Annotated in this window: 21 protein-coding genes and 2 tRNA genes; 14 read left to right on the top strand and 9 right to left on the bottom strand. The window is 72.1% G+C overall.

Features of this window, described 5'->3' with window-relative positions; genetic code table 11:
- Positions 1 to 6: 6 nt before the first annotated feature.
- Together OHS71_RS06860 and OHS71_RS06855 are read right to left on the bottom strand one after the other, a co-directional pair.
- Positions 7 to 2,151 carry an OmpL47-type beta-barrel domain-containing protein gene (locus OHS71_RS06860; protein WP_328484421.1) on the bottom strand — a complete coding sequence of 715 codons (2,145 nt, stop codon included), beginning with the start codon at positions 2,149 to 2,151 and terminating at the stop codon, positions 7 to 9.
- Between the two features lie 89 nt (positions 2,152 to 2,240).
- Positions 2,241 to 4,718, bottom strand: coding sequence for a ThuA domain-containing protein (locus OHS71_RS06855; protein WP_328477842.1), 2,478 nt, complete (start codon positions 4,716 to 4,718; stop codon positions 2,241 to 2,243).
- Positions 4,719 to 4,917: 199 nt separating this feature from the next.
- Between OHS71_RS06855 and OHS71_RS06850 the strand changes: the two genes are divergently transcribed.
- Together OHS71_RS06850 and OHS71_RS06845 are read left to right on the top strand one after the other, a co-directional pair.
- Positions 4,918 to 6,012, top strand: coding sequence for a multicopper oxidase domain-containing protein (locus tag OHS71_RS06850; RefSeq protein WP_328477840.1), 1,095 nt, complete (start codon positions 4,918 to 4,920; stop codon positions 6,010 to 6,012).
- A 199-nt stretch (positions 6,013 to 6,211) separates the two neighbouring features.
- Positions 6,212 to 7,237 carry a LacI family DNA-binding transcriptional regulator gene (locus OHS71_RS06845; protein WP_328477837.1) on the top strand — a complete coding sequence of 342 codons (1,026 nt, stop codon included), beginning with the start codon at positions 6,212 to 6,214 and terminating at the stop codon, positions 7,235 to 7,237.
- 79 nt (positions 7,238 to 7,316) lie between these two features.
- On the opposite strand, the gene OHS71_RS06840 is transcribed toward OHS71_RS06845, so the two are convergent.
- On the bottom strand, positions 7,317 to 8,108 hold the full coding sequence (locus tag OHS71_RS06840; RefSeq protein WP_328484420.1) for a VOC family protein: 792 nt from the start codon (positions 8,106 to 8,108) through the stop codon (positions 7,317 to 7,319).
- 329 nt (positions 8,109 to 8,437) lie between these two features.
- On the opposite strand from OHS71_RS06840, the gene OHS71_RS06835 reads away from it, so the two are divergent.
- From OHS71_RS06835 to OHS71_RS06815, 5 genes are all read left to right on the top strand, one after another.
- Positions 8,438 to 8,683 (top strand): WhiB family transcriptional regulator, encoded by a 246-nt coding sequence (locus OHS71_RS06835; RefSeq protein ID WP_328477835.1) that lies wholly within the window; start codon positions 8,438 to 8,440, stop codon positions 8,681 to 8,683.
- A gap of 220 nt (positions 8,684 to 8,903) precedes the next feature.
- Positions 8,904 to 8,975, top strand: a tRNA-Glu gene (locus OHS71_RS06830).
- A gap of 44 nt (positions 8,976 to 9,019) precedes the next feature.
- The gene (locus OHS71_RS06825) at positions 9,020 to 10,402 is read left to right on the top strand and encodes an SDR family NAD(P)-dependent oxidoreductase (protein ID WP_328477833.1); all 1,383 of its coding nucleotides are present in this window, start codon (positions 9,020 to 9,022) and stop codon (positions 10,400 to 10,402) included.
- A complete protein-coding gene (locus OHS71_RS06820; protein WP_328477831.1) occupies positions 10,399 to 11,604 on the top strand; it encodes a ribonuclease inhibitor in 1,206 nt (401 codons plus the stop codon). The genes OHS71_RS06825 and OHS71_RS06820 overlap by 4 nt, the downstream gene beginning before the upstream one ends.
- 151 nt (positions 11,605 to 11,755) lie before the next feature.
- Positions 11,756 to 11,833 (top strand) — tRNA-Trp (locus tag OHS71_RS06815).
- An 83-nt stretch (positions 11,834 to 11,916) separates the two neighbouring features.
- Here OHS71_RS06815 and OHS71_RS06810 read toward each other — a convergent pair.
- From OHS71_RS06810 to OHS71_RS06795, 4 genes are all read right to left on the bottom strand, one after another.
- Positions 11,917 to 12,891, bottom strand: a complete 975-nt coding sequence (locus OHS71_RS06810; protein ID WP_328477829.1) for an acyl-ACP desaturase — start codon at positions 12,889 to 12,891, stop codon at positions 11,917 to 11,919.
- 215 nt (positions 12,892 to 13,106) lie between these two features.
- Positions 13,107 to 13,883 (bottom strand): dimethylargininase, encoded by a 777-nt coding sequence (gene ddaH / locus OHS71_RS06805; protein WP_328477827.1) that lies wholly within the window; start codon positions 13,881 to 13,883, stop codon positions 13,107 to 13,109.
- Between the two features lie 248 nt (positions 13,884 to 14,131).
- Positions 14,132 to 15,754: an ABC-F family ATP-binding cassette domain-containing protein gene (locus tag OHS71_RS06800; RefSeq protein ID WP_328477825.1), complete on the bottom strand. Its 1,623-nt coding sequence runs from the start codon at positions 15,752 to 15,754 to the stop codon at positions 14,132 to 14,134.
- Positions 15,755 to 16,022: 268 nt separating this feature from the next.
- Positions 16,023 to 16,439 carry an SsgA family sporulation/cell division regulator gene (locus tag OHS71_RS06795; RefSeq protein WP_328477823.1) on the bottom strand — a complete coding sequence of 139 codons (417 nt, stop codon included), beginning with the start codon at positions 16,437 to 16,439 and terminating at the stop codon, positions 16,023 to 16,025.
- 222 nt (positions 16,440 to 16,661) lie between these two features.
- On the opposite strand from OHS71_RS06795, the gene OHS71_RS06790 reads away from it, so the two are divergent.
- The 4 genes from OHS71_RS06790 (at position 16,662) to mmpA (ending at position 19,271) form a co-directional block, all read left to right on the top strand.
- The gene (locus tag OHS71_RS06790; protein ID WP_328477821.1) at positions 16,662 to 17,771 is read left to right on the top strand and encodes a WD40/YVTN/BNR-like repeat-containing protein; all 1,110 of its coding nucleotides are present in this window, start codon (positions 16,662 to 16,664) and stop codon (positions 17,769 to 17,771) included.
- Between the two features lie 49 nt (positions 17,772 to 17,820).
- Positions 17,821 to 18,150, top strand: coding sequence for a plasmid stabilization protein (locus OHS71_RS06785; protein WP_328477819.1), 330 nt, complete (start codon positions 17,821 to 17,823; stop codon positions 18,148 to 18,150).
- A gap of 61 nt (positions 18,151 to 18,211) precedes the next feature.
- The gene (locus OHS71_RS06780) at positions 18,212 to 18,907 is read left to right on the top strand and encodes an endonuclease V (protein WP_328477817.1); all 696 of its coding nucleotides are present in this window, start codon (positions 18,212 to 18,214) and stop codon (positions 18,905 to 18,907) included.
- 217 nt (positions 18,908 to 19,124) lie between these two features.
- On the top strand, positions 19,125 to 19,271 hold the full coding sequence (gene mmpA / locus OHS71_RS06775; protein ID WP_328477815.1) for a morphogenic membrane protein MmpA: 147 nt from the start codon (positions 19,125 to 19,127) through the stop codon (positions 19,269 to 19,271).
- Between the two features lie 24 nt (positions 19,272 to 19,295).
- Here mmpA and OHS71_RS06770 read toward each other — a convergent pair whose 3' ends face one another.
- Complete coding sequence (locus OHS71_RS06770; protein ID WP_328477813.1) at positions 19,296 to 20,468, bottom strand: saccharopine dehydrogenase family protein; 1,173 nt, start codon at positions 20,466 to 20,468, stop codon at positions 19,296 to 19,298.
- A gap of 183 nt (positions 20,469 to 20,651) precedes the next feature.
- Between OHS71_RS06770 and OHS71_RS06765 the strand changes: the two genes are divergently transcribed.
- Genes OHS71_RS06765 through OHS71_RS06755 form a run of 3 tightly spaced genes read left to right on the top strand, consistent with a single transcriptional unit; the run spans position 20,652 to position 25,512 of the window.
- On the top strand, positions 20,652 to 22,022 hold the full coding sequence (locus OHS71_RS06765) for a CaiB/BaiF CoA transferase family protein (protein ID WP_328477811.1): 1,371 nt from the start codon (positions 20,652 to 20,654) through the stop codon (positions 22,020 to 22,022).
- A gap of 39 nt (positions 22,023 to 22,061) precedes the next feature.
- Positions 22,062 to 23,276: an acetyl-CoA C-acetyltransferase gene (locus tag OHS71_RS06760; RefSeq protein WP_328477809.1), complete on the top strand. Its 1,215-nt coding sequence runs from the start codon at positions 22,062 to 22,064 to the stop codon at positions 23,274 to 23,276.
- Between the two features lie 40 nt (positions 23,277 to 23,316).
- On the top strand, positions 23,317 to 25,512 hold the full coding sequence (locus OHS71_RS06755; protein ID WP_328477807.1) for a 3-hydroxyacyl-CoA dehydrogenase NAD-binding domain-containing protein: 2,196 nt from the start codon (positions 23,317 to 23,319) through the stop codon (positions 25,510 to 25,512).
- Between the two features lie 12 nt (positions 25,513 to 25,524).
- On the opposite strand, the gene OHS71_RS06750 is transcribed toward OHS71_RS06755, so the two are convergent.
- Positions 25,525 to 26,256: a MerR family transcriptional regulator gene (locus OHS71_RS06750; protein ID WP_328477805.1), complete on the bottom strand. Its 732-nt coding sequence runs from the start codon at positions 26,254 to 26,256 to the stop codon at positions 25,525 to 25,527.
- Positions 26,257 to 26,340 lie beyond the last annotated feature (84 nt).

Below are 26,340 nucleotides of genomic sequence, written 5' to 3'. Positions count from 1 at the left end.
CTCCTGTCACAGCTCCTTGATACGGATGTCCCGGTACGAGACGACGTCCGTCGTGCTGTGTACCTGCAACCCGAGGTAGCCGGAGGCGAACCGCCGCCCGTCCGTTCCCGGGTCGTCCGCGCGCGGCGGGGAGAACTCCTGACCGCCGGTGTTGTCGAACTCGTTGATCAGCACACCGTTGCGGAAGACCGAGTAGTGCTGGTCGACCACCCTGATCTCGTAGTCGTTCCAGGTGCCCTTCTGGGTGACGCCGGCGCCGGCGAGTCCGACCCGGTCGAAGCCGTACACCGACCCGGTCTTGTACATGTCGCCGTCCGGCCGGTCCAGCACCTGCACCTCGTGCCCGTACTTGATGGCGACCCACTCCGGACGCGGCTCCTCGGGGTGGTCGTGGACCCACGGGAAGCGCACGAACACACCGGAGTTGGCGTTGCCGGAGCCCGGGGCGTCGTCGCGCCACTGGAGCTTCAGCGAGAAGTCGCCGTACTTGCGCTCGGGGAACCACAGCATGCCCAGTCCCTCGCGCGTGGTGCCACTGGTGATCGACCCGTCGGGGTTCGGTGCGAACGAACCGCCGCCCACCTGGCGCCACTTGGCGAACGAGTCCGCGCTGCCGTCCAGGATCGTGCGGTAGCCCTCGGTCTGGCCGGGCCTGCCGATCCCCGAAAGGCGGGCGGCCTCCTCGACGGCGTCGTACTCGCGCCGGTCGACGACTCCCGCACCGAACAGGCCGTCCATCACCGTCTTCACATGCTTGAGGAACAGGGCGTGGGAGGTCCACTCCCGCTCGTCCTCGATCAGCTCGTTGATGCGGCACCGCTTGTCGGTCAGCCGGTTCGGCACACCCGAGTCGACCGTGCCGACGATCACCGTCAGCCGTTCGTCGTACTCGGGGCAGTCGGGGGCCGGGACCTGGCTCGCCACGACCGCGAAGGTCACCGTGCGGGCGGTCGCGGTGTTGCCCGCCTTGTCGGTGGCCCGGTAGGCCAGGGTGTGCGGGCCGGCCCGGTCGACGACCACCGCAGCGGTGTACGCGAGGTACGGTCCGCCGTCGAGTGAGTACTCGATCCGGTCGACACCGGTCCCGTGCTCGTCCGTCGCGCTCACGGTCACCCTGGCGCTGCCGACGTAGGCCCCGGCGGCGTTCCTGGTGCCCTCGAGCGTCACGCCGGTCACCGGTGGCGTGGTGTCCTGCGGGGCCGCCGCGACCACGGTGAAGCCGACGCTCTTCTCGGCGGACATGTTGCCCGCCCTGTCCGTGGCCCGGTAGCGCACGGTGTGGGTCCCGACCTGGTGCACCATCACGGGAGCGGTGTACGGCTGCCAGGCACCGGAGCCGAGTGCGTACTCGACGGTGTTCACCCCGGACCCGGTGTCGGAGGCCGAGACGGTGACGGTCGCCATGTCGATGTACGTGCCGTCGGGGTTGCGCTCGCCGGCCACCGTCCCGGAGGTGTCCGGGGGTGTGGTGTCGTCGGAGGGCGGCGCGACGACCGTGAACGCGGCGGTCTGCTCCGCGGAGACGTTGCCGGCCTTGTCGAACGCCCGGTAGCGGATCCGGTGGCTGCCGACCCGGTCGACGACGACCGGCGCGGTGTACGGGATCCAGTCGTCCGCGCTGCCGACCGCGTACTGGATGCGGTCGACACCCGACCCGCCGTCGTCACTCGCCCCGATGGCGACACTCGCCGAGCCGACGTACTCGCCCTGCGCGTTCTGTGTCCCGCTGACCTGGGCCGAGGCCCGGGGCGGGGTGGTGTCCCCGCCGCCGCCCTCGGTCACCACGAGGATGCCCTGCATCTGGCCGTGGCCGGGGATCGTGCAGTGGTAGAAGTACCGGCCGGGGGTGAGGGTGACCTCGGCGGTGTGGCGGCCGCCCATGTCGTCGTTCGGGTTGGCCAGGATGTTCAGCGGGACGTCGCCGTTGAACTCGGGGTCGCTGGTCACGAACGTCAGCGTGTGCGGCATCCCGGTGCTGTTGCCGGTCGCCACGCTGTTCTCGAAGACGATCGTCGCCCCGCCCGCCACCGCTGTCGTCGGCGCCGACCCGTACCGGGTGATGTCGTCGCCCGCGGTCCAGGTGAGCACCTGCGCCGCGGCCGCCGGGGCGGACTGCGCCGCGGTCGGCGCGGCCTGGAGCCCGAGCGTCATCAGTACGGCGGCCAGCAGGGCCGTCAGGACTCTTCGTCGGCGTGCCGGCAGTGTTCGTCCTGTCCGGCCCGTCTGCCCGGTTCGCCGTGTCACTGTGCCCCCCTCGCCAGTCGGCCGGCGGCCGGAGTCGGGCCGCCGCCCGTGTAAGTGACCCTCCACAGCGCCGACTTGGCGTCCGAGGTGAAGAAGCCCCGTCCGTAGTCGAGGACGTACAGGGACCCGTCCGGGCCGAACTTCCAGTCCATGAGGTTCTTGATGCCGTCGTTGCCGACCGGCACGATCTTCTTCAGGGACTCCGAGTGGACCGGCAGACCGCCCGAGCCCTGCGTCCTCGGATCCATGAGCACCGCGTTGCGCGGCTGGTCGGCGTCGTAGAAGTCGCCGACGAACCACTTGCCGTCCCAGTACGCGGGCCACTTGGCCGCGCTCGCGTTCGTGGCGTCGTAGCGGTAGACCGGACCGTTCATCGCCGCCTGCCCACCGCCCTTGAGCCACGGCAGCCGGTACGTCGCCTGGTCCTTCCGGTAGGAGGGGACGCCGTTCGCGTCACGCGGGTAGTCGGGTGCGCCGCCCTGCGGCGAGTACCAGATGTTGTTCCCGGTGACGGGCGGCAGGTTGACCAGACCGTCGTTGTTCGGTGACTCGTTCTTCGGGTGGTCGCAGTCGTACCAGCCCAGCGGTTTCGAGGGATCGGGCAGATTGCGGTCGCGGTAGGGCTGCTTGTTGCCCATGCAGTACGGCCAGCCCCGGTTGCTCGCCCCGGTGATGACGGCGAACGTGTCGTACTTCGCCGGTCCCCACGTCGGCGACGGCTCGCCCGCGTCCGGACCGACCCAGCCCGCGTACAGGATGTCGGTCGTGCGGTCGACGAAGATGCGCGCGGGGTTGCGGACGCCCATCACGTAGATCTCGCCGCGTGTCTTGCCGCCGCCCTCCTCGGTCTCCCGGCCGGTGAACAGGTTCCCCGGGGGAAGCGTGTACGTTCCGTCGGGCTCCGGATGGATGCGCAGGATCTTGCCGTTGAGGTTGTGCGTGTTTCCGGCCGTCCGGCGGGCGTCGGCGAAGGAGACGCCCTTGAAGTTCGGCTGCGGGTTGTTGCCGGAGTAACCGTCGCTGAAACCACTGGAGTTGTTGTCACCGGTGGCGATGTACAGGTTGCCCTTGGAGTCCCAGGCCAGCCCGCCCCCGGCGTGACAGCAACTGTGCACCTGAACCGGCCACTTGAGCAGCACCTTCTCGCTGCCGAGGTCGAGCTTGTTCGTGGCGGGGTCGAGCGTGAAGCGGGACACGCGCCGCTCGGCCGTCCGGGTGTCCCGGTCGACGCCCGAGTGGGGCGTGTAGTGCAGGTACACCCAGCCGTTCTGCGCGAAGCGCGGATCGAGCTCGATACCGAGCAGGCCTTCCTCGACCTTGACGAGCTCGTCGCCGCCGCCCTTGTTGCCGAAGACCGTCAGCTCCCCGGCCAGGGTCACCTTCTTGGTCGCCGGGTCGTAGACGTGGATCTGGCCCTTGCCCTTGCCGACGTCCGGGTTGTTCCAGTCGGTGATCACCGGCTGGGAGGAGTCGGCGCCGCCCCGTCCGATGTAGAGCACCCGGCCGTCGGGCGCGGTGACCAGGCCGTGCGGCTCGCCGATCTGGTCGTTGCGCCCTGGCTGGTTGGGGGCGGTCAGCCGCTCGGCCTTGTAGTTGCCGGTGATGGTCGCCTTGCAGTCGGCCTGCACCAGTCGGGTCGTCCACAGCAGGGCGCCGCGCAGGTGCGTGCGGAAGTCCGCCTCGTCGTAGGAGGAGGCCGTGCCGCCCATGCCGGTGTAGAAGGAGCGGCCGCCGTCGTAGTCGCGGCACCAACTGACCGGGTGATCCGAGCCGTTGGCGCTGGTGCCCGGCTGGTACGTCGACTCGCGCACCCGGGCCACGGTGTGCACCTCGCCGGACGGGTTCTTCACCCAGTTCGGCCACAGGTCCGGGCGCTTCCACTCCAGCGGCAGCTTCCCGGTGGCCGGATGCCGCCTGTCCCCGACCTCGACGGTCGCCCGCTGTACGGTCGTCGGGCTCGAGGCGGCCGGACGGGCGCCGATCAGTCCGGTGAACCAGTCCGAGTACGGTTCCGCGCGTGCGGCGTCGTGCACGCCGACGAACCCGCCGCCGGCCTCCATATAGGTTTCCAGGCCCGCTTCCTGCTCCGGGTCGAGGACGTCACCGCCCCCGGTCAGGAACACGACCGCGTTGTAACGGCCCAGCCGCGTCCCGTCGGTGAAGACCGAGGCGTCGTCGGTGGCCTCCACCTCGAAGCGCTCGCCGGCCGGCCCGGACAGGCCGATCCGTTCGACGGCCTCGATACCGGCGTTGACCACCGGCGACTCGTCCCCGGCCGCGGCGGAACCGTGGAAGATCAGAACCCGTACATTCGCGTCGCCCGGCGGCGACTTGACGGACATCGTTGTCAGGGGTGGTTCCGGAGCCGGGCGGGCGTCCGCGGCGGGCGCGGAGAGCAGGCCGGCGACGAGCGTTCCGCACGCCACGGCGGCCACCCGGATCCGTTTTCCCGTACTCAACCCTCGTAAGTGCATGGGCACCTCCTCGGTCACAGCGGCAGCGCCAAGGAAGCTAGACCCCATGTGCACGGCTCGCCAAGGGCTATGACCGCAATGGCACGAACTTTGTCCTGGGTGTGGAGAAACTGCGGAACCACCGGTACCGTCTCACAGGTTCATCACAGGCTCGTCTTCATCGTCGTCGTACATTCCGTACCAGGGTGGGGAGTTCGGCATGGACAGACGCGGGTTCAACCGCCGGGTGCTGCTGGGCGGAGCCGCCGCCGCGACATCGTTGTCTCTCGGCCCGAGGGCGGCGAGCGCCGAAGGGCCGGTGAAGACCGCGCCGCCCGGGGGAGCCGTCAGACACCTCAAGCTGTACGCGGAGAAGCTCGCGGACGGGCAGCTCGGCTACGGCCTGGAGAAGGGGAAGGCGACCATCCCCGGACCGCTGATCGAACTCGACGAGGGCGACACCGTCCACATCGAGGTGGAGAACACCCTGGACGTCGCCGCGAGCCTGCACGTCCACGGCCTGGACTACGAAGTGTCCAGCGACGGAACGAAGGTGAACCGCAGTGACATCGAGCCCGGTGGCACGCGCACCTACACCTGGCGCACCCACGCCCCGGGCCGCCGCGCCGACGGCACCTGGCGTGCGGGCAGCGCCGGCTACTGGCATTACCACGACCATGTCGTCGGCACGGAACACGGCACCGGCGGCATCCGCAAGGGTCTGTACGGGCCGGTGATCGTCCGGCGCAAGGGCGACGTCCTCCCCGATGCCACCCACACGATCGTCTTCAACGACATGACGATCAACAACAGACCGGCCCACTCGGGCCACCAGGGCCCCGACTTCGAGGCCACAGTGGGCGATCGGGTCGAGTTCGTGGTGATCACGCATGGCGAGTACTACCACACCTTCCATATGCACGGTCACCGCTGGGCCGACAACCGCACCGGCCTGCTCACCGGCCCGGACGACCCCAGTCAGGTCGTCGACAACAAGATCGTGGGGCCGGCCGACTCCTTCGGCTTCCAGGTGATCGCGGGCGAGGGGGTGGGCGCCGGCGCATGGATGTACCACTGCCATGTGCAGAGCCACTCCGACATGGGGATGGTCGGTCTGTTCCTGGTGAAGAAGCCCGACGGCACGATCCCCGGCTACGAACCGCACGCGCCGCACGGGTCGCAGTCGCAGGAGCCGCAGGAGGCGGGGAAGCCGCCGGAGTCGGGGAAGTCGCAGCGGTCGTCCGAGACGGACGGACCGCAGAAGGCGCACACGTCCGATGCGGCGAACGAGGCCGCCGGCACTCACCAGCACTGAGCGATGTGAGAGACCAGCCAGCCTGAGGGGCCTGAGGCGCCCGGCACCTGAGGCACCTACGGTACCGAGCGGGGTGAGCCGGTTCCCGAACCGCGAGGACGGGGGAACCGTCCTGCTCGTCACGAGCTCGGAGAGCGCTCTCATCCCGGCCGTCCCCCGGAGCTATCCTGATCCGCAGCCGGCCAGGAGGAGCTCCGAAGTGACCGAGACAGCTTCACGTCCCACGCTGGAGGCCGTGGCCGCACGGGCCGGGGTCTCCCGGGCGACCGTGTCGCGGGTCGTCAACGGCGGGGACGGGGTCCGGGAGCCGCTCGTGGAGCGGGTCCGGCGGGCCGTGGACGAGCTCGGCTACGTCCCCAACCAGGCGGCGCGCAGCCTGGTGACGAAGCGGCACGACGCGGTCGCCGTGGTCATCGCCGAACCGGAGACCCGGGTCTTCGCCGACCCCTTCTTCGCGCTCCAGCTCCGTGGCATCAGCAAGGAACTGACGGCTCATGACAATCAGCTGGTGCTGCTGCTCACCGAGGGCCGTGACGACCATGCCCGGGTCGCCCGCTACCTCGCCGGCGGACACGTCGACGGGGCGCTGGTCTTCTCGTTGCACCTCGACGACCCGCTCCCCGGTCTGATCCAGGGCGCCGGCGTGCCCACCGTCTTCGGCGGCCGTCCCGGCTGGAGCGACGGCACACGGGACGTGGTCTACGTCGACAGCGACAACCGCGGTGGCGCCCGCGAGGCCGTGCGCCTCCTGGCCGGGCTGGGCCGTACCCGCATCGCGCACATCACCGGGCCCCTGGACCAGACCTCCGCGGCGGACCGGCTGGACGGATACCGGGAGGTCATGGGCGACGCCGACCCGGGGCTCGTCGTCGAGAGCGACTTCACGCCCGGTGGCGCCGAGCGGGCCATGCGGGAGCTGCTGGACCGCTGCCCCGACCTGGACGCCGTGTTCGCCGCCAACGACCTCGCCGCCTCGGGAGCCCTGCGCGTCCTGCGTGAACGCGGACGGCGGGTGCCCGAGGACGTCGCCGTGGTCGGCTTCGACGACATGCTGCCCGTCGCCGAGCAGACCGACCCGCCGCTGACGACGGTCCGTCAGGACATCGAGGAGATGGGCCGGATCATGGCCCGCCTCCTGCTGCGCCGCGTCGACCGACGCCTCGCCGACGAGGAACCGGGCGGCGTGGTGCTGCCGACCACCCTGGTGCGCCGCGCCTCGGCCTAGGCCGGCGGCTCGCCTCGGCCCGACCCGGCGGGACCGTCCCGCTGGCCCCCCGCTCGGACGCCGACCCTCCCGAGCCGTCTCACATCTCCTGTGGCAGGCTCTTGATCACCGCGAAACGCGCCCCGTACGGGTCGGCGAGCCTGGCCACCCGGCCGACGCCCTCGACGTCCGTGGCGGGCATCCGCACGCTGCCGCCCAGCTCCTGTGCCCTGGCCACGACCGCGTCCGCGTCGGCGACCTCGACGTAGGGCAGCCAGTAGGCGCCGGACTCCGCCTCCACGGGATCGTCGGCCAGCGGGACGATCCCGCCGAACATCGCGTCCTCCCCGGCACCGGCCGGGTTGACGCAGGTGTAGGTGCCGCCGGGGAAGGGGACGGCGGAGGTCTCGAGGCCCAGCGTCGCGTGGTAGAAGGCGGCCGCCGCGGCGATGTCCGGGGTGTAGAGCTCGACCCAGCACAGCGAGCCGGGTTCACCGGCCACGTCCACGCCCTTGGTGTGTCCCGGCTGCCACAGGCCGAACGGCACGCCTGCCTGATCGGCGAGGACCGCCATCGTGCCCTGGCCCATCACGTCCATCGGCGCGAGGAGCACGCGGCCGTGTGTCTGCTCCGCGGCCTTGGCCGTGGCCTGTGCGTCCTGCGTCCGGAAGTAGACCGTCCATGACGGCGGGCCCTGTGCGGGGGTGGTCTGCATGCCGCCCGCCACGGTCCTCCCGTCCAGCTGGAAGAAGCCGTAGCCGCCGGCGTCGGGCCCCGCCGACCGGAACCGCCAGCCGAAGAGAGCGCCGTAGAAGGAGGTGGAGCCGTCGATGTCGGGCGTGCCGACTTCGATCCAGTTGGGAGCGCCGTTGACGAAACGGGTGGTGAGCATCATTGCCCTCCTCGAAGGGGTCCCGTCCTGTGCACTGCCGAGTCTCGCACCGCCCACTGACAAACGCTGCCGGAGCACGGCCACGGGCGCGAAAGCGCCGTGCGGTCCTGCCGCGGGCGGGGAGGTGGGCGGTGGTCGCTCCGGGTCCGCCGCTCACGCCGAATGTTCCGTGCGCCGGGCCGGGAGTTCGTGAGCGTGCCGGGGCGTGCCGCGCGCCGCCGTGCGTCGGGGTGCCCGCCAGGAGCATCATCGGGCGGCCGGGAGCCTCGCGGCGCCGCGTATATCCGGCGTTGATCGAACGTTTTGCGCCGCAGGGCACGATCCTGGCCATGTACACCGACACGATTCCGACCCCCGACCTCGGCTGGCAGCGGGAGGCGCTGTGCGCACAGACCGGGGCGGACTTCTTCTTCCCCGAGCCCGGCAGTTCGGTACGGGAGGCCAAGCGCATCTGCGGCATGTGCGAGATGCGCACCGCCTGTCTCGACTACGCCCTGGCCAACGACGAACGCTTCGGCGTCTGGGGCGGCCTGTCCGAGAAGGAGCGCCTGAACCTCCGGCGCACGGCACACTGACCGGCGCTCTGCCCGCCCGCCTGTGAGGTCGGGGCGGGCTGCGGGGGAGGCGCCCCGGAATTCGAATGACCGCGTCGCGGGGGTGCGGTTAGGATCCGGGAGCGCGTCCGGGCGTGGCGCAGAGGCGGGCACACCTCCCCCACTCTCGGCTTCGCTCGAGCGGGGGACTCCCGGCCCGGCGGCCCACGCCGGTCCGATTCCGTCGTCCGGACACGTGTGCGGTCCCGTAGAGCAGAGGCAGACTCGCCGCCTTCTCAGGGCGGATACGCCGGTTCGAATCCGGTCGGGACCACGGTACGGCGAACACAGGGCGGGGACCGGGCGGGGCGGGGACGGATGGGCGAGCACACCGGAGGGGCGGCGTTCGGCTCGTCGGTCACCGAGGCGGAGCTGACCGCCTTCCACGAGGTCCTGGGCAAGCTGCGCGCGCTGCCCGTCGACGATCCCGTACGGCTGCGGGCCGAGCAGGTCGCCGCCTCCTTCGCGCGCGACGGACGGCTGCGGCGGCGCAAGGAGCGGGGCGCCGAGGTGGCGGCGGCCGACGCGGCGGCGATGGCGGCGACCGCGACCGGCGCCCTGGACCGGCGTGAGGACGCACCCCTGCCGGACACGGGGCACGGAGGGCGCGCGGGGCAGGGAGGGCGCTTCCATCGGCCGCGCACCTGCTACGTCTGCAAGTCGCCCTACCGAGATGTCGACACCTTCTATCACCGGCTCTGTCCCGCCTGTGCCGCCGACAACACCGCCCGCCGCTCCCTGAGCACCGACCTGAGCGGACGGCGCGTCCTGCTGACCGGCGGCCGGGTGAAGATCGGCTTCCGGCTGGCGCTGATGATGCTCCGGGACGGCGCGGAGACCGTCGTCACCTCCCGCTTCCCGCACGACACCGTCCGTCGCTTCCGGGCCGAGCCGGGCAGCGCCGAGTGGCTGGACCGGCTCACCGTCGTCGCCGTCGATCTGCGCGACCCGCGCCAGGTGCTGGGCCTGTGCGAGGAACTGCGCCGGGAGGGCACACCGCTCGACATCCTCGTCAACAACGCGGCGCAGACCGTGCGCCGCCCGCCCCAGGCGTACGCCTTGCTGGCCGCCGGTGAGTACGACGCGCTGCCCGAGGGGGCGCGCCGGGCGCCCGGCTTCACCCCGATGCGGATGCTGGAGGGGCTCGGCGGTTCCGTCTCCGCGCTGCCCGCCGCCCTGCGCGAGGCCGACGAGGCCGGACTGCTGCCCGATCCTTCCCCGGAGAACTCCTGGTCGGCCCGGCTCGGCGCGCTCGACCCCGCCGAGGTCCTGGAGACCCAGCTCGTCAACGCGCTCGCGCCCGCGCTGCTCTGCGACCGGCTGCTGCCGCTGCTGCTGGCCTCCCCGCATCCGCGCCGGTACGTGGTCAACGTGACGGCCGTGGAGGGCCGGTTCGCGGTGCGCAACAAGATGCCCGGGCACCCGCACACCAACATGGCCAAGGCCGCTCTCAACATGCTCACCCGCACCAGCGCGGCGGCACTCGCCGAGCAGGGCGTGCACATGTGCGCGGTCGACACCGGCTGGATCACCGACGAGAACCCGGCGCCGAAGAAAGCCCGGATGGCGGGCGCGGGGTTCCGTACCCCGCTGGACATCGTGGACGGCGCGGCCCGCGTGTACGACCCGATCGTGCGCGGCGAGGCCGGACACCCGGTCTCGGGAGTGTTCCTCAAGGACTACCGGGAGGCGCAGTGGTGAGTGAGGAGACCGCGGCCGGCCCGGGGCCGGCCGGATTCGCCGGGGTACCCCACGTCGTGCCCCGCCCGCCGGCCGAACTCGCCCCGCTGCTCGACTGGTTGCGGGCCGGACGGCCGGCCGGTGAGCGGCTGGACTTCGCCGCGGGCACCGCGCTGCCCGACGGGCGGCTCGACCTGTGCAAACAGGGGCTCGGGGCCGAGGGCGCGGCCCTGGTGGCCGAGGCTCTGGCCGACGGTCCCTCGCCCGTGCGGCATCTGCTGCTCGGCACCGACGCCCTGGGGGACGACGGCGCCGTCACCGTGGCAGGTGCGGACGCGCCGGTCGAGACGCTCTACCTCGGGTGCAACGGCATCACCGCCGGCGGCGCCTGCCGTATCGCGGACCAGTTGCGCGCTTCACCACAGGTGGTCACGGGGGTGTGGCTCAAACGCAACCCGCTGGGCCGTGGCGCAGGCCGGGCGGCGGCCGAACTCATCGAGTCCGTCCGGAGTCTGCGCACGCTCGACCTGGTGCAGACCGGCTTCGACGCGGCGGGCGTCACCGTGCTCGCCGACGCCCTGGTGGCCGCCGCCGGCAACGGACGCCGTGTCGAGCGGCTGTTCGTCGGCGGCAACCCGCTGGGGGAGGCGGGCGCGGAGGCGCTGGCGGCGGTGATCGCGGCCGGAGCGATCGACGAACTGTACGTGTCCGCCGCCCGGTTGGGCGACGCGGGCGCGCTCCGTCTCGCCGAGGCACTGGAGCGGGCGCCGTACGGACGGCTCACCCGGCTGTCGGTGGCGAGCAACGGCATCGGACCGACGGCCGCTGCCCGTCTGGTCGGCGGGGCAACCGTCGCCGGCGTCACCCTGCTGGACCTCGGCCGGGTCCGGGCGGCCGGTGTCCTCGGCGCGAGGGACAACCGGCTGGACGCGGCGGCCGCCGAGACCGTCGGGCGGACCCTGGCGGCCGGCGAGCACCGTCTCGCCCACCTCGTCCTGCGTCACACGGGCCTGCGCAGCCGCGAGGCCCACCGCATCCTCGACCACGCGCCCCGTGCGGCCACGGCCACCCGCTTCGTGCTGGGCCAGGGCGTGGCCACCAGTGTGAAACGGCGGCTGGCGGCCCTCAGCGCAGGCGTTCCGGCTCCGTCCGTTCCCGACGACGTGGCGGCCGTACGCAGCGTGCACCGCACGGCGGTGCCGGAGGCGCCCGCGGAGGGCTGACGCCCACTCAGCCCGCCGGATGCCCTCGGACCCGTCCGCCGCAGGCCCTCGGCTCCGTCCCACCCGCCGGCCGGACGCGCGGGGGAGCGGGCCGCCACCCGCGCGTAGCGGGTACCGGGCGGACGGGCCGGGGCTTTAGGCTCTGGGGCAAGGCGGGGCCATAGCGCAGAGGCAGTCGCACCGGTCTCCAAAACTGGATCACGCTGGTTCGAATCCAGCCGCCCCGCCCCTCTTCGGGACGACCGGCGCCCCGGACGGCCGGCCCCGGACGGCCGGCGCCTCGGACGAGCCCTCGGGAGGGCAGTCGTCCGGTCAGCCCGCGGCGCGGGCCGCCATGCGTGCCTTACGCGCCGCCAGCTTCTCGTCGAACTTGGACGCCTCCGAGTCGAGACCGCCCATGTACAGGCCGATCTCCTCCTGCGCCTTCTGCCCCTCCGGGCCGAGACCGTCGATCTCCATGACCTTCAGGAAGCGCAGTACGGGCTGGATGACGTCGTCGTGGTGGATGCGCAGGTTGTACACCTCGCCGATCGCCATCTGCGCGGCGAAGCGCTCGAAGCCGGGCATGCCGTGCCCGGGCATCCGGAAGTTGACCAGCACGTCGCGCACGGCCTGCATGGTCAGGTCGGGGGCCAGTTCGAAGGCGGCCTTCAGCAGGTTGCGGTAGAAGACCATGTGCAGGTTCTCGTCGGTGGCGATGCGCGCCAGCATGCGGTCGCAGACCGGGTCCCCGGACTGGTGGCCGGTGTTGCGGTGCGAGACGCGGGTCGCCAGCTCCTGGAAGGCCACGTAGGCGACCGAGTGCAGCATCGAGTGCCGGTTGTCGGACTCGAAGCCCTCGCTCATGTGGGACATGCGGAACTGCTCCAGCTTGTCCGGGTCCACCGCGCGCGAGGCGAGCAGGTAGTCGCGCATCACGATGCCGTGCCGGCCCTCCTCGGCCGTCCAGCGGTGCACCCAGGTGCCCCAGGCGCCGTCCCGGCCGAAGAGCGAGGCGATCTCGTGGTGGTAGCTGGGCAGGTTGTCCTCGGTGAGCAGGTTCACGACCAGCGCGATCCGGCCGATCTCGGTGACCTTGGACTGCTCCTTGCCCCAGGCCTCGCCGTCCTCGAAGAAGCCGGGGAAGTTGCGGCCGTCGCTCCACGGCACGTACTCGTGCGGCATCCAGTCCTTGGTGACCTTCAGGTGCCGGTTGAGTTCCGTCTCGACCACTTCCTCCAGCGCATGCAACAGCTTGGCGTCGGTCCAGACGGCGGGGCTGCCGAGGTGAGGGGAAGTGATCGTCACGAGAACTCCAGGGGACGTGAAGCGGAGTGGAACAGTCCGGCAGCTGGGCCAGAACTTACGGGATCGTAGGCTACGTATCCGTAGGTTACGAAGCCTGAGGTTAAGCGCGATGTAAAGATCGCTGATCAGCCGTGGTGCGCCGGGCAATCCGGGACACGCCGAACAGCCCCGGGAACCGCAGGTCCCGGGGCTGAAATGGCGAGGCGATCACCCGGTCAGGCGTACAACTCACGCAGACGCACCGAGAGGCATGTCACACATCCTTCGAGCTTCTCGAACTCGCCGATGTCGACCACGACGGGTTCGAGACCGAGGTCCGCGAGCAGATCGGCCGTCTTGGGCGCCGCGGCCGAGATGAGCACCTGCGGACCGCCGAGCAGCACCACGTGCGAGCCGGCCTCCTCAGGCACCGACAGGAAGCGCGGGAACAGCGAGGGCCTGTCCACCTTGGGGATGTGGCCGATCACCGTTCCGTCGGGCAGCGCCGTGACCGCCGATTTCAGGTGCAGCACCTTGCTCACCGGTACGGCCACGACCCGCGCGCCCAGCGGTTCGAACGCGGCGCGCACCTGCTGGACGCCGGCCGCGTTGGTCCGCCCGCCCCGGCCGACGTAGACCGTGTCGCCGATCTTGAGGACGTCGCCGCCGTCCAGCGTGCCCGGCTCCCAGATCCAGTTGACCGAGCAGCCCAGGCGCGCCACGGCCTCCTCGACCCCGAGGGTCTCGTCCCGCCGGGACTCGGCGCCGGAGCGGGCGATCAGGGCCACGTTCTTGTACATCACCACCGTGTCCTCGACGAAGACCGAGTCCGGGCAGTCGTCGGCCGGGTCGACGTCGACGGTCTCCCAGCCGTGCGTCCGCAGGGCCTCGGCGTACGCCTCCCACTGCTCCACGGCGAGCTCCACGTCGACCTTCTCGCGTTCGACGTGCGTCACCAGGCCTTCGGCGAGGCGTGGACTGGGGCGGCGGATGAGGGCCTTCTTGCTGGGCACGTCCTGGTCTCCGAATCGGGTGGCACAGACCGGCGCCTCGGATGCGGCGCCGGTCAGCCATCATGCAGGGCGGGACCACCAGGACAAAACCCCCCAGTAACAATGTGCCCCTCCTGAGACCATGCGCCGACAGCCGACAGCCGACAGCCGACAGCCGACAGCCGACAGCCGACAGCCGACAGCCGACCGTCACTGAGCAACCGCCGGTCGCCGGCCGCCGGCTGTCACTGGGCGACCGCCGACACGCCCTAGGCCGGATCCGCCACCTCCTCCGCCGTCGTCTCCCGCAGTTCGCCGTCCAGCAGCAGCCACCGGGTGATGCCGATGGACTCCAGGAACGGCACGTCGTGGCTGGCCACGACGAGGGCGCCCTCGTAGGACTCCAGGGCGGTCGTGAGCTGGCGCACGCTCGCCATGTCGAGGTTGTTGGTCGGCTCGTCCAGCAGGAGCAACTGGGGCGCGGGCTCGGCCAGCATCAGCGCCGCGAGGCTTGCCCGGAAGCGCTCCCCGCCGGACAGGGTGGCCGCCTTCTGATCGGCGCGGGCGCCCCGGAACAGGAAGCGGGCCAGCCGGGCCCGGACCCGGTTGTTGGTGGCACCCGGCGCGAACCGGGCCACGTTCTCGGCGACCGTGAGGTCGCCGTCGAGGATGTCGAGGCGCTGGGGGAGGAACCGCAGCGGCACGTGCGCGTGCGCCTCGCCCGCCTCCGGCGCCAGTTCCCCGGCGATGGTCCGCAGCAGCGTCGTCTTGCCCGCGCCGTTGCGCCCGACCAGCGCCACCCGCTCGGGACCGCGCAGGTCGAGACCGCCCTCCACGCGCGCGCCGTGGGCCAGCCGCAGATCCATGAGGGTGAGGACGTCCCGGCCGGGCGGTACGGCCGTGTACGGCAGGTCGACGCGGATCTCGTCGTCGTCGCGGACGGCCTCCGCCGCGTCGTCGAGCCGCTCCCTGGCCTCGGCGAGCCTCTCCTCGTGCATGATCCGGTGTTTGCCCGCCGACTCCTGTGCCGCGCGCTTGCGGGCCCCCATGACGATCTTCGGTTCTCGTTTCTGTTCGTACATCTTCTGTCCGTACCGCTTGCGGCGGGCCAGCTTGACCTGGGCGTCGACCAGTTCGCGTTTCTGTTTCCGCAGGTCGGCCTCCGCGACGCGCACCATGCGCTCCGCTGCCTCCTGCTCGGTGGCCAGGGCCTCCTCGTAGGCGGAGAAGTTGCCGCCGTACCAGGTCACCTCGCCGGAGCGCAGGTCGGCGATCTGGTCGACGAGGTCGAGGAGTTCCCGGTCGTGGCTGACCACGACGAGCACGCCGGGCCAGGAGGCGACAGCCGCGTACAGCCGCCGCCGGGCGTACAGGTCCAGGTTGTTGGTCGGTTCGTCCAGCAGCAGGACGTCCGGCCGGCGCAGCAGCAGCGCGGCCAGCCGCAGCAGGACCGACTCGCCGCCGGAGACTTCGCCGATGGTGCGGTCGAGGTCGATGTGGCCGAGCCCGAGTTCGCCGAGGGTGGCCAGGGCGCGTTCCTCGACGTCCCAGTCGTCGCCGACTGCCTCGAAATGCCGCTCGGACACGTCACCGGCCTCGATGGCGTGCAGAGCGGCCCGCTGTGCGGCGATGCCGAGCGCCGCGTCGACTTTCAGGGCCGTGTCGAGGGTGACGCTCTGCGGGAGGTGTCCGACCTCGCCGGAGATGCGCACCGTGCCGTCGGCGGGGGCGAGTTCCCCGGCGATCAGCTTCAGCAGGGTCGATTTGCCGGAGCCGTTGACCCCGACGAGTCCGGTCCGGCCGGGGCCGAACGCGACGTCGAGCCCGTCGAAGACGGGGGTGCCGTCCGGCCAGGAGAACGCGAGGGAGGTACAGGTGATGGACTGAGTCAAAACGGGCCTCGTGGGTGCGTGTGCGGTCAGGGACGACACATGTCGAGACACCGGAAAGCGGCGACCACCGTGAGCGGCGGGGGAGCGCGAAGGCATGGGAAAGGTCCTGCTCCGCAAGGACGGCTCGAAGGCCGAGGTCGCACGCGACGCACACACTCCAGGGGTGTGGCGCGGTGTCTCATGACCTCAGACGAGCAACGTCCTTCTCCGATCGACGGCAGCAGAAGCGTTCTACACCGTAGGAGGGTCCGGAACGGCTGTCAACGGATTAAGCGGCGTCCCGCATCAGCTCCGCCAGGTCGTGGTCGAGGTCGAGCTGCCGTCCCTCCGTGCCCGTGGGCACCAACTCGTTCGTGGCCAGCAGGAAGCTGTGGATGTCCGCCGAGTGGACGTGCACGACGGCGGTGCCCTCGGGCGCGTGGAACTCGAGCACCGTACGGCCGTACCCGTAGGGACGTACCCGGACGTCGCCGTGGCCCTCGGCGTCGTGCAGGCCCGCGGCGAGCAGGTCACGGGCGAAGGTCCAGCAGACCTCGACGCCCTCCAGGGTGGCCGGAGCGGGGAAGGTCATACGGACGGCGAAGGGGTCCTGGCGGTCGTAGCACAGGATGGCGGGGATGGTCTGCATCCGAGGCGCGGCGGCGACCAGACGTGCCTCTACGGGCTGCTCGATGACGGTGGACAACGCCTTGCTCCCTCGCGACGGCGGGACGATCTTCCGGGCGGTGCGTCCGGACACTGGAAGAGACGCCGGAACCGGCCGATCCGTGCACACCCGTTCCTAGTGACCTCGGTCACCGCCTTCATGCACGGGAGTCACTCACTTCTCCTCCCGCACCCCTCGGGACCGCCGAGGCGGACGAGGGCATCTGGACGGCACCGAAGCCGTGGACTAGCTTCGCCCGCCATGAGGCGCTTGGGGAAGACGCGACGCACGGTTCTCACAGCACGTACGGGTGGCCGGGTGGCGGCGGCGGTCTGCGGGGCGGCGCTCGCGCTCCTGACCGCCCTGCCCGCGCAGGCGCGGACACCGGGCTCCGCGCCACCGCACTGGGACCTCAAGGACACCGGCACGACCGGCGTACGGTTCCGGGGCCTCGCGGCGGTCGACCGGGACACGGCGTGGGTGGCCGGCACCCAGGGCACCGTCCTGCGCACCACCGACGGCGGTGGGACCTGGCGGAACGTCTCACCGCCCGGCGCCGCCGACCTCCAGTTCCGGGACATCGAGGCGTTCGACGCGCGCCGCGCCGTGGTGCTCGCCATCGGCGAGGGGGAGGCGTCGCGCGTGTACCGCACCGAGGACGGCGGCAGGTCCTGGACGGAGTCCTTCCGCAACACCGACGCGCGCGCCTTCTACGACTGCCTGACGTTCTTCGACAGCCGCCACGGCCTCGCCATGAGCGACCCGGTGGACGGGAAGTTCCGCATCCTGTCGACCGGCGACGGCGGCCGTTCCTGGAAGGTGCTGCCGGACGACGGCATGCCGGCCGCCCTGGCCGGTGAGGCGGGCTTCGCGGCCAGTGGCCAGTGCCTGGTCTCCGCCGGGGCGAAGGACGTCTGGCTGGCCACCGGCGGCGGCGCGCACGCGCGTGTGCTGCACTCGTCCGACCGGGGACTGACCTGGAAGGCCACCGACACCCCGGTCCCCGCCGGGGATCCCGCGCGCGGCGTCTTCGCCCTCGCCTTCCGCGACCGCGCCCACGGCCTCGCCGTCGGCGGCGACTACCGCGCCGACCAGCCCTCCCCGCGGGCCGCTGCCGCGACCGGCGACGCGGGCCGCACCTGGCGGCCGTCCGCCGCACCCCCGTCCGCCTACCGCTCCGGCGTCGCCTGGCTGCCGCACAGCCGCTCCGCAGCCCTCGCGGTCGGTCCCACCGGCACGGACCTCACCTCCGACGCCGGCCGCACCTGGCGCACCCTCGACACGGGCTCGTACGACACCGTGGACTGCACGCCCGACCTCGGCTGCTGGGCCGCCGGCGAACAGGGTCGGGTGGCCCGCCTGGAGAGCTGAGCCGTTTACGGGGTACCCGGGTGGGCGCGGACACGGAAGGAGAGTCCACATGCCACGCGGTTCCAGCCCCAAGCGGGAGCGTCAGTACGAGCACATCAAGGAAAGCGCGCAGGACCGGGGAGAGAGCGCCGGCCGCGCGAAGGAGATCGCGGCCCGGACGGTCAACAAGGAGCGCGCCCGGTCCGGCGAGTCGAAGACCGCCGGCCGCACGTCCACGCAGGACATGTCGTCCGGCAAGCGGGGCGGCCAGCGGTCCGGGAAGGGCTCGCAGGGGCCCACCTACGACCAGCTCTACGAGGAGGCCAGGCGCAAGGGCGTGAAGGGCCGCTCGGACATGAACAAGAGCCAGTTGCAGCGCGCGCTCGGCGGCAAGGGCTGACCCGGCCGCTCCGGAACCCGATCGCGGGCCGGCCACCGGGAGCCGTACGCTCGTCCGCACGATGACGACCGTAGACATTCCCGCGGGCTGGCCCGCGACCGAGCAGGCGGCCCGCGCCGTCCAGGACGAACTGCGGGCCCGGGTGGTGCTGGACGAACCGGGTCCGCCGCCCGGGACCGGACACGTGACGGGGGTCGACGTCGCCTACGACGACGAGCGTGACGTCGTCGCGGCGGCGGCCGTCGTACTGGACGCGGCGAGCCTCGAAGTCGTCGCGGAGGCCACCGCCGTCGGGCGGATCTCCTTCCCGTACGTGCCCGGGTTGCTCGCCTTCCGCGAGATACCCACCGTGCTCGCCGCCCTGGAAGCCCTGCCCGGCCCGCCCGGCCTGGTCGTCTGCGACGGCTACGGTCTGGCCCACCCGCGCCGCTTCGGCCTGGCCAGCCACCTGGGGGTCCTCACCGGCCTGCCCACGATCGGCGTCGCCAAGAACCCGTTCACCTTCGTCCACGACGACCCGGACACCCCACGCGGATCGACGTCCCCGCTGCTGGCGGGCGGCGACGAGGTGGGGCGTGCGCTGCGCACGAGGGACGGCGTGAAGCCGGTCTTCGTGTCCGTCGGCCATCGCGTCACCCTGGACGACGCCTGCGCCCACACCCTCGCGCTCACCCCGCGGTTCCGTCTCCCGGAGACGACCCGGAGAGCCGACGCACTGTGCCGACGCGCCCTCCGGGAGGCGGCCGTCCGTCACTGACCGGCCGTCGTCGAAGCGCCGGCCGGCACGGGTATGAGCTTCCCGGCCGCTGAACGCGCTCTGCACCACCGCGGTCCGAGCGGCCGTCGAGTGCCTCGCGCGAGCTCGAGAAGCGACGTCTGCCGTCCGCATGCGCTGTCTCAACGCGCTGTTTGAGTACGCCGTCTGAGTACGCGTACGGATGTGCGACCCGAGCCTGCTCGGCAGGCTGGGGCCCATGACGACGCACCGTGCTCCGAAGCCCCTCGCCGACCCCGGCCGCCCCGTCGAGCGTGCCGTGAACGCCGCGCTGATCCTCGCCGTCCTGTCCGGTCTCGGCTGGATCGTCGGGATGATCTACACGCTCGTGCAGTGGCCGCTCTGAGCCGCGCGCCCGGCAGGGGGAGGATCAGCGGCGGGCCGCGACGCGGAAGCGGACACCCGCCCGGGTCAACCGCCCGGTGAGCGCCTCGCCCATCGCCACCGCCGTCGTCACCTGTCCCGCGGTCGGCGGGAGATCGTCGCAGGCCAGGGCCAGCGCCGCCTCCGCGAACATCTTCGCCGTCTCGTCGTAGCCGGGGTCGCCGCCCGCGACCTCCGTGCACACCCGCCGGCCGCCGCCCTCGCCGACGAAGCGCACCGAGAACCAGCTCCGCGCCCGCTTCTCGGCACTCGGCCCCTCCCCGGGGCCGAGCCGGTCCGACAGCCAGCGCCGCGCGGGCGGAAGCTGGGCCGCGGCGACGAGCGCCCCGACCGCCGCGACACCGCCCACGGCGACGGGCAGCCGCCGTACGGCCGCGTAGTGCCGGTAGCGGAAGTCGGGGCCGTAGCGCGGCAGCGCCCTGGCCGACCGCAGCACGATCTGCGGGTCGATGGTCGGCAGCGGCAGCGCCCAGGCGCCGACCTCGGGGGCGAACCGGGGCGCTCCCACCGGAGCGGCGGCCCGACGGCCGATCAGGCGGGGTTCGTGCCGTCCGCGCTCCCGCGCGGCGGACATCATCTGCCGGCCGCGGGCGAACTGGCCCAGGGCGGAGGCGAAGGTTCCGCCGGAGAAGGCCGCGTCGGCGGTCACGAAGCCGTCCACGCTGAGCGGTACGCCCTCGGGAAGCTGGCGGACGGTGAAGTACACGCCCAGGTCGTGCGGGACGGAGTCGAAGCCGCAGGCGTGGATCAGCCGGGCGCCGGTCTCTCGCGCGCGTGCGTCGTGCCGGACGTACACCAGGTCCACGAACTCCGGCTCGCCGGTGAGGTCGAGGTAGTCGGCGCCGGTGTCCGCGCAGGCCGCCACGAGTTCCTCGCCGTACGACACGTAGGGGCCCACCGTCGTGGCCACCACGCGCGCGTGCTCCGCCAGGGCGCGCAGGGACGCCGGGTCGCCGACGTCGGCCCGCAGCACCCCGACGTCCACGCCGAGCCGCTCCCGCAGCCGCTCCAGCTTCTCCTGGCTCCGGCCGGCGATCGCCCAGCGCAGCTCCGCGGGCGCGTGGGCCGCGAGGTACTCGGCGGTGAGTGCCCCCACGAAGCCGGTGGCCCCGAAGAGCACGATGTCGTACGGACGGTCCGACCTTTTCAGCCTGCTCATGACACCCCTTCGTCGTGCAGCCCGCGCCGCTGTCGGTGGCTGAGGCTAGCGTGAGCGGTACGGAGGCCGACGGCAGGTGCCCCTAAAGTGTCTAAGCGCTTGCTCGCTCACCTCTTGTGCCCGCTGGAACACGTTCTTAGCATCACTGGTGTTACATCGGTTGTGTCACAGCAAGGGGGCTGGATGACAACGGGACGGACGGCCGGGCACGGCCCGCTCACGGGCGTGCGCGTGGTGGAACTCGCCGGGATCGGCCCCGGCCCCTTCGCGGGCATGCTGCTGGCCGACCTCGGCGCGGACGTCGTCCGCGTGGACCGCCCCGGCGGCGCCGTCCTCGCCATCGACGCCGCCCACGACGTCACCAACCGCAACAAGCGCTCGGTCGTCGTCGACCTGAAGGCGCCGGACGGCCCCGCGCGCGTGCTCGACCTCGCCGCCCGGGCCGACGTACTGATCGAGGGCAACCGGCCGGGTGTCGCCGAGCGACTGGGCATCGGTCCCGAGGACTGCCACGCCCGCAACCCCCGTTTGGTCTACGGCCGGATGACCGGCTGGGGCCAGGACGGTCCGCTCGCCGACCGCGCCGGTCACGACGTGTCCTACATCGCCGTCACCGGCGCGCTCGGCATGATCGGCTCCCCGGACCGGCCGCCGCCCGTCCCCGCCAACCTGCTGGGCGACTTCGCGGGAGGCTCCCTCTACCTCGTCGTCGGCGTGCTCGCCGCGCTGCACCACGCGCGCGTGAGCGGCACCGGCCAGGTCGTCGACGCGGCCATCGTCGACGGCACCGCCCATCTGTCCGCGATGATCCACGGCATGCTCTCCGCCGGCGGCTGGCAGGACCGGCGCGCCGCCAACCTGCTGGACGGGGGCTGCCCGTACTACGGCACCTACGAGACCGCCGACGGCGGGTACATGGCCGTCGGCGCCCTGGAGCCCCGCTTCTACGACACGTTCGTGGACCTCCTCGGCCTCGAGGACGTCCACGGGGCCCGCACGGACTGGACGCGCTGGGGCGAACTGCGCGAGGCCGTCGCCGCCCGCTTCAGGTCCCGCACCAGGGACGAGTGGACCGCCGTGTTCGAGGGCTCCGACGCGTGTGTGGCGCCGGTGCTGTCGCTGCGCGAGGCCCCGCACCACCCTCATCTCGTGGCCCGCGGCACCTTCACCGACCACGGCGGCATCACCCAGCCGGCCCCCGCACCCCGTTTCTCGGCGACGCCGACGGCCGTCCGCACCGGGCCCGCGCGACCCGGCGCCGACACCCGTGAGGTGGCCCGCGACTGGGACGTACCCGGGCTCCTCGCGGACCTGGCGACCGAGGGTGCGGAGCCACCGGTGAGGAGTCCCGGGACGGCCGGTGCCGAGCCGCCCGCCGGCCTCCGCGCGAAGGCCGCCGCGGAGCCTTCCGGCGCGACCGCGGAGAGCTCCGCGGAGCCCCTCGCGCCGACCGGCGAGGACCTTCCCGGGACCGCTCCGAAGGCCCCTGCGACCACACCTGTCGGAACCACCGCGAAGTTCCCCGTCGGGGACTTCCCGCATCAGGGCGACTGACCGCGCCCGGCACGGCCCACCCTCCCGAAAGGCTTACCAGTGAGCACCGAAGCGTACGTGTACGACGCGATCCGCACCCCGCGCGGGCGCGGCAAGGCGAACGGCGCCCTGCACGGCACGAAGCCCATCGATCTCGTCGTCGGCCTCATCCACGAACTGCGCAGCCGCTTCCCCGGCCTCGACCCGGCCGCGATCGACGACATCGTGCTCGGCGTGGTCGGCCCTGTCGGCGACCAGGGCTCCGACATCGCACGCATCGCCGCGATCGCGGCCGGCCTGCCGGACACCGTGGCGGGCGTGCAGGAGAACCGCTTCTGCGCCTCGGGCCTGGAGGCCGTCAACCTGGCCGCCATGAAGGTCCGCTCGGGCTGGGAGGACCTCGTCCTGGCGGGCGGGGTGGAGTCGATGTCCCGGGTGCCCATGGCCTCGGACGGCGGCGCCTGGTTCAACGACCCGATGACCAACCTGGCCGTCAACTTCGTGCCGCAGGGCATCGGCGCCGACCTCATCGCCACCATCGAGGGCTTCTCGCGGCGCGATGTCGACGAGTACGCGGCCCTGTCGCAGGAGCGGGCGGCGACGGCCTGGAAGGAGGGCCGCTTCGACCGCTCCGTGGTGCCGGTGAAGGACCGCAGCGGCCTCGTGGTCCTCGACCACGACGAGCACCCGCGCCCCGGCACCACCGCCGACTCGCTCGGCAAGCTGAAGCCGTCCTTCGCCGACATCGGCGAGCTGGGCGGCTTCGACGCGGTGGCCCTCCAGAAGTACCACTGGGTGGAGAAGATCGATCACGTCCACCACGCGGGCAACTCCTCCGGCATCGTCGACGGCGCCTCCCTCGTCGCGATCGGCTCCCAGGAGGTCGGCGAGCGGTACGGACTCACCCCCCGTGCGCGGATCGTCTCCGCCGCGGTCTCCGGCTCCGAGCCGACGATCATGCTCACCGGCCCCGCTCCGGCCACCCGCAAGGCCCTCGCCAAGGCCGGTCTGACCATCGACGACATCGATCTCGTCGAGATCAACGAGGCGTTCGCGGCGGTCGTCCTGCGTTTCGCCAGGGACATGGGCCTGTCCCTGGACAAGGTCAACGTCAACGGCGGCGCCATCGCCCTCGGTCACCCGCTCGGCGCCACCGGCGCGATGATCCTCGGCTCGCTCGTCGACGAACTGGAGCGCCAGGACAAGCGCTACGGCCTCGCCACCCTCTGCGTCGGCGGCGGCATGGGCATCGCCACCATCGTCGAGCGTGTCTGACCACCCAGCGGAACCCACACACTTCAACGGAGACCCCGTCATGACACAGAGCACCACCATCCGCTGGGAACAGGACCGCACCGGCCTCGTCACCCTCGTCCTGGACGACCCCGACCAGTCCGCGAACACCATGAACGCGGCGTTCCGCGCCTCGCTCGCCGCGGTCGCCGACCGTCTGGAGGCCGAGAAGGACTCCGTCCGGGGCATCATCCTCACCTCCGCAAAGAAGACGTTCTTCGCCGGCGGGGATCTGCGCGACCTCATCCGGGTCACCCCCGCGACGGCCCAGGAACTGCTGGACGGCGGGCTGGAGATCAAGCGCAACCTCCGCCGCATCGAGACCCTCGGCAAGCCGGTCGTCGCCGCCCTGAACGGCGCGGCCCTCGGCGGCGGCTACGAGCTCGCCCTCGCCTGCCACCACCGCGTCGCCCTGGACGCGCCCGGCTCGAAGATCGGCTGCCCCGAAGTCACCCTCGGCCTGCTCCCCGGCGGTGGCGGCGTCGTGCGCACCGTCCGGCTGCTGGGCATCACCGACGCCCTCCTCAAGGTCCTCCTCAAGGGCACCCAGTACAGCCCGCGGCGAGCCCTCGAGAACGGCCTGGTCGACGAGGTCGCCGACACCCCCGAGGACCTGCTCGCCAAGGCCCGCGCCTTCATCGACGCGAACCCCGAGTCGCAGCAGCCCTGGGACAGGCCCGGCTACCGCATCCCGGGCGGCACCCCGTCGAACCCCAGGTTCGCCGCCAACCTGCCCGCCTTCCCGGCCAGCCTGCGCAAGGAGACCGCCGGCGCCCCGTACCCGGCTCCGCGCAGCATCCTCGCCGCGGCCGTCGAGGGCGCCCAGGTCGACTTCGAGACCGCGCAGGTCATCGAGGCCCGCTACTTCGTAGAGCTGGCCGCCGGACAGACGTCGAAGAACATGATCCAGGCGTTCTTCTTCGACCTCCAGGCCGTCAACTCCGGCGTCAGCCGCCCCCGGGGCGTCACACCCCGCCAGGTCCGCAGGGTGGCCGTCCTCGGCGCCGGGATGATGGGCGCGGGCATCGCCTACTCGTGCGCCCGCGCGGGCATCGACGTCGTTCTGAAGGACGTCTCCCTGGAAGCCGCCCTCAAGGGCAGGGCCTACTCCGAGAACCTGTGCGCCAAGGCCGTCTCCCGCGGCCGTACGACGCAGGAGAAGGCCGACGCGCTGCTCGCCCGCATCACGCCCACCGCCGACCCCCAGGATCTGGCCGGCTGCGACGCCGTGATCGAGGCCGTCTTCGAGGACACCGCCCTCAAGCACAAGGTGTTCCAGGAGATCGAGCAGGTCGTCGCCCCCGACGCCCTGCTGTGCTCCAACACCTCCACCCTGCCGATCACGGCGCTCGCCGAGGGCGTCGAGCGGCAGGACGACTTCATCGGACTGCACTTCTTCTCGCCCGTGGACAAGATGCCGCTCGTCGAGATCATCAAGGGCGAGCGCACCGGCGACGAAGCGCTCGCGCGCGCCTTCGACCTGGTCCGGCAGATCAAGAAGACGCCGATCGTCGTCAACGACTCGCGCGGCTTCTTCACCTCACGGGTGATCGGCCACTTCATCAACGAGGGCGTCGCCATGGTCGGCGAGGGCATCGAGCCCGCGTCCGTGGAACAGGCGGCGGCCCAGGCGGGCTACCCGGCCAAGGTCCTGTCCCTCGTGGACGAGCTGACGCTCACCCTCCCGCGCAAGATCCGGGGCGAGTCCAAGCGGGCCGTGGAGGAGGCGGGCGGCACCTGGCCGGGGCACCCCGCAGAGGCCGTCATCGACCGCATGGTCGACGAGTTCGGCCGCACCGGCCGCAGTGGGGGCGCCGGCTTCTACGAGTACGGCGAGGACGGCGGGCGGACCCGTCTGTGGCCGGGCCTGCGTGAGCACTTCACGCGCGCGGGGGCCGAGATCCCCTTCAGGGACATGCAGGAGCGCATGCTCTTCGCCGAGGCCCTCGACACCGTCAAGCTCCTCGAAGAGGGCGTTCTGACGTCCGTCGCGGACGCCAACATCGGCTCCCTCCTCGGCATCGGCTTCCCCGGCTGGACCGGCGGTGTCCTTCAGTACGTCAACGGCTACGAGGGCGACGCCGAGGTGGGTGACGGGCTCACCGGGTTCGTGGCCCGCGCACGTCAGCTCGCCGAACGCTACGGCGACCGCTTCACCCCGCCGGCGCTGCTGGTGGAGAAGGCCGAGAAGGGGGAGACCTTCACGGACGGCCGCTGAGCCGCCGGCCCGTCAGGGGGAGCCGCCCGCCCGCGGCTCCCCGGGCCACTCCCGCAACTCCTGCGTCAGCGACCGCTGAAAAGCCGTCAGCAACGCCTGGACGACCAAGGGCTGCATGTGCGCCGACAGCGATCTCACCGCCCGCGCGTCGCCTTCCGGTACCTCCTCGCGCAGCAGCCGCGACAGCTCGTGGGCCGTGGCGCGCGCATGGTCGAGCAGGACGTTGCGGGCCGCCCGGATCACCTCGGGGGACAGTGGTACGTCGAGGAGCCGCACACCCAGCCGCAGCAGCCCCGCGTCGACGCGGTACGTCTCCCCGCCGGCCGGGTCCGCGGCGCCGGCCTCCAGCACGCCCATCGCGGCGAGCCGGTCCACGTCCTCCTCGCTGAGCTCCCGCCCCGCCCGCCGCCGGAGTTCCTCGCGCTCCACCGTCTCCACGGCGTCCGGCGCCCAGGAGGCCACCACGGCCCGGTGCACGGCGAGGTCGCGGGCGTCGAGACCGGGCGGCAGCCGGTCCAGATAGCGTTCGATCGCCGCCAGCGTCAGGCCCTGCCCCCGAAGCTCCTCGATGAGCGCCAGACGCGCGAGATGCCCGGCGCCGTAGCGCCCCACCCGGCGCGGTCCGATGACCGGCGGCGGCAGGAGGCCCTTGGTGCCGTAGAAGCGCACCGTCCGCACCGTGACGCCCGCGCGGGCGGCCAGCTCGTCGACCGTGAGGGCCGGATCCTCGGTCTCGATCGTCATGTGCAGCAGTATCGCTGTCACACCACTGCTGTGAAACCGCTCGGGCCGCAGGCCGGGGCCGCTGTCAGTGGCATCGCCTACGGT

It is taken from the genome of Streptomyces sp. NBC_00377 (genome assembly GCF_036075115.1).
In the GTDB taxonomy this organism is placed as follows: Bacteria; Actinomycetota; Actinomycetes; order Streptomycetales; family Streptomycetaceae; genus Streptomyces.
The sequence above is the reverse complement of the archived record's forward strand: the minus strand, read 5'-3'. Positions and strand labels throughout refer to the sequence as shown.

Bases quoted from the DNA above. Each gene is read 5' to 3' on its own strand.
- OHS71_RS06835 (WP_328477835.1), top strand. From the start codon at position 8,438: ATGTACACCGACACGATTCCGACCCCCGACCTCGGCTGGCAGCGGGAG.
- OHS71_RS06755 (WP_328477807.1), top strand. From the start codon at position 23,317: ATGACACAGAGCACCACCATCCGCTGGGAACAGGACCGCACCGGCCTC.
- mmpA (WP_328477815.1), top strand. From the start codon at position 19,125: ATGACGACGCACCGTGCTCCGAAGCCCCTCGCCGACCCCGGCCGCCCC.
- OHS71_RS06840 (WP_328484420.1), bottom strand. From the start codon at position 8,108: ATGCTCACCACCCGTTTCGTCAACGGCGCTCCCAACTGGATCGAAGTC.
- OHS71_RS06750 (WP_328477805.1), bottom strand. From the start codon at position 26,256: ATGACGATCGAGACCGAGGATCCGGCCCTCACGGTCGACGAGCTGGCC.
- OHS71_RS06780 (WP_328477817.1), top strand. From the start codon at position 18,212: ATGACGACCGTAGACATTCCCGCGGGCTGGCCCGCGACCGAGCAGGCG.
- OHS71_RS06860 (WP_328484421.1), bottom strand. From the start codon at position 2,151: ATGACGCTCGGGCTCCAGGCCGCGCCGACCGCGGCGCAGTCCGCCCCG.
- OHS71_RS06785 (WP_328477819.1), top strand. From the start codon at position 17,821: ATGCCACGCGGTTCCAGCCCCAAGCGGGAGCGTCAGTACGAGCACATC.
- OHS71_RS06855 (WP_328477842.1), bottom strand. From the start codon at position 4,718: ATGCACTTACGAGGGTTGAGTACGGGAAAACGGATCCGGGTGGCCGCC.
- OHS71_RS06790 (WP_328477821.1), top strand. From the start codon at position 16,662: ATGAGGCGCTTGGGGAAGACGCGACGCACGGTTCTCACAGCACGTACG.
- OHS71_RS06825 (WP_328477833.1), top strand. From the start codon at position 9,020: ATGGGCGAGCACACCGGAGGGGCGGCGTTCGGCTCGTCGGTCACCGAG.
- OHS71_RS06850 (WP_328477840.1), top strand. From the start codon at position 4,918: ATGGACAGACGCGGGTTCAACCGCCGGGTGCTGCTGGGCGGAGCCGCC.
- OHS71_RS06765 (WP_328477811.1), top strand. From the start codon at position 20,652: ATGACAACGGGACGGACGGCCGGGCACGGCCCGCTCACGGGCGTGCGC.
- OHS71_RS06770 (WP_328477813.1), bottom strand. From the start codon at position 20,468: ATGAGCAGGCTGAAAAGGTCGGACCGTCCGTACGACATCGTGCTCTTC.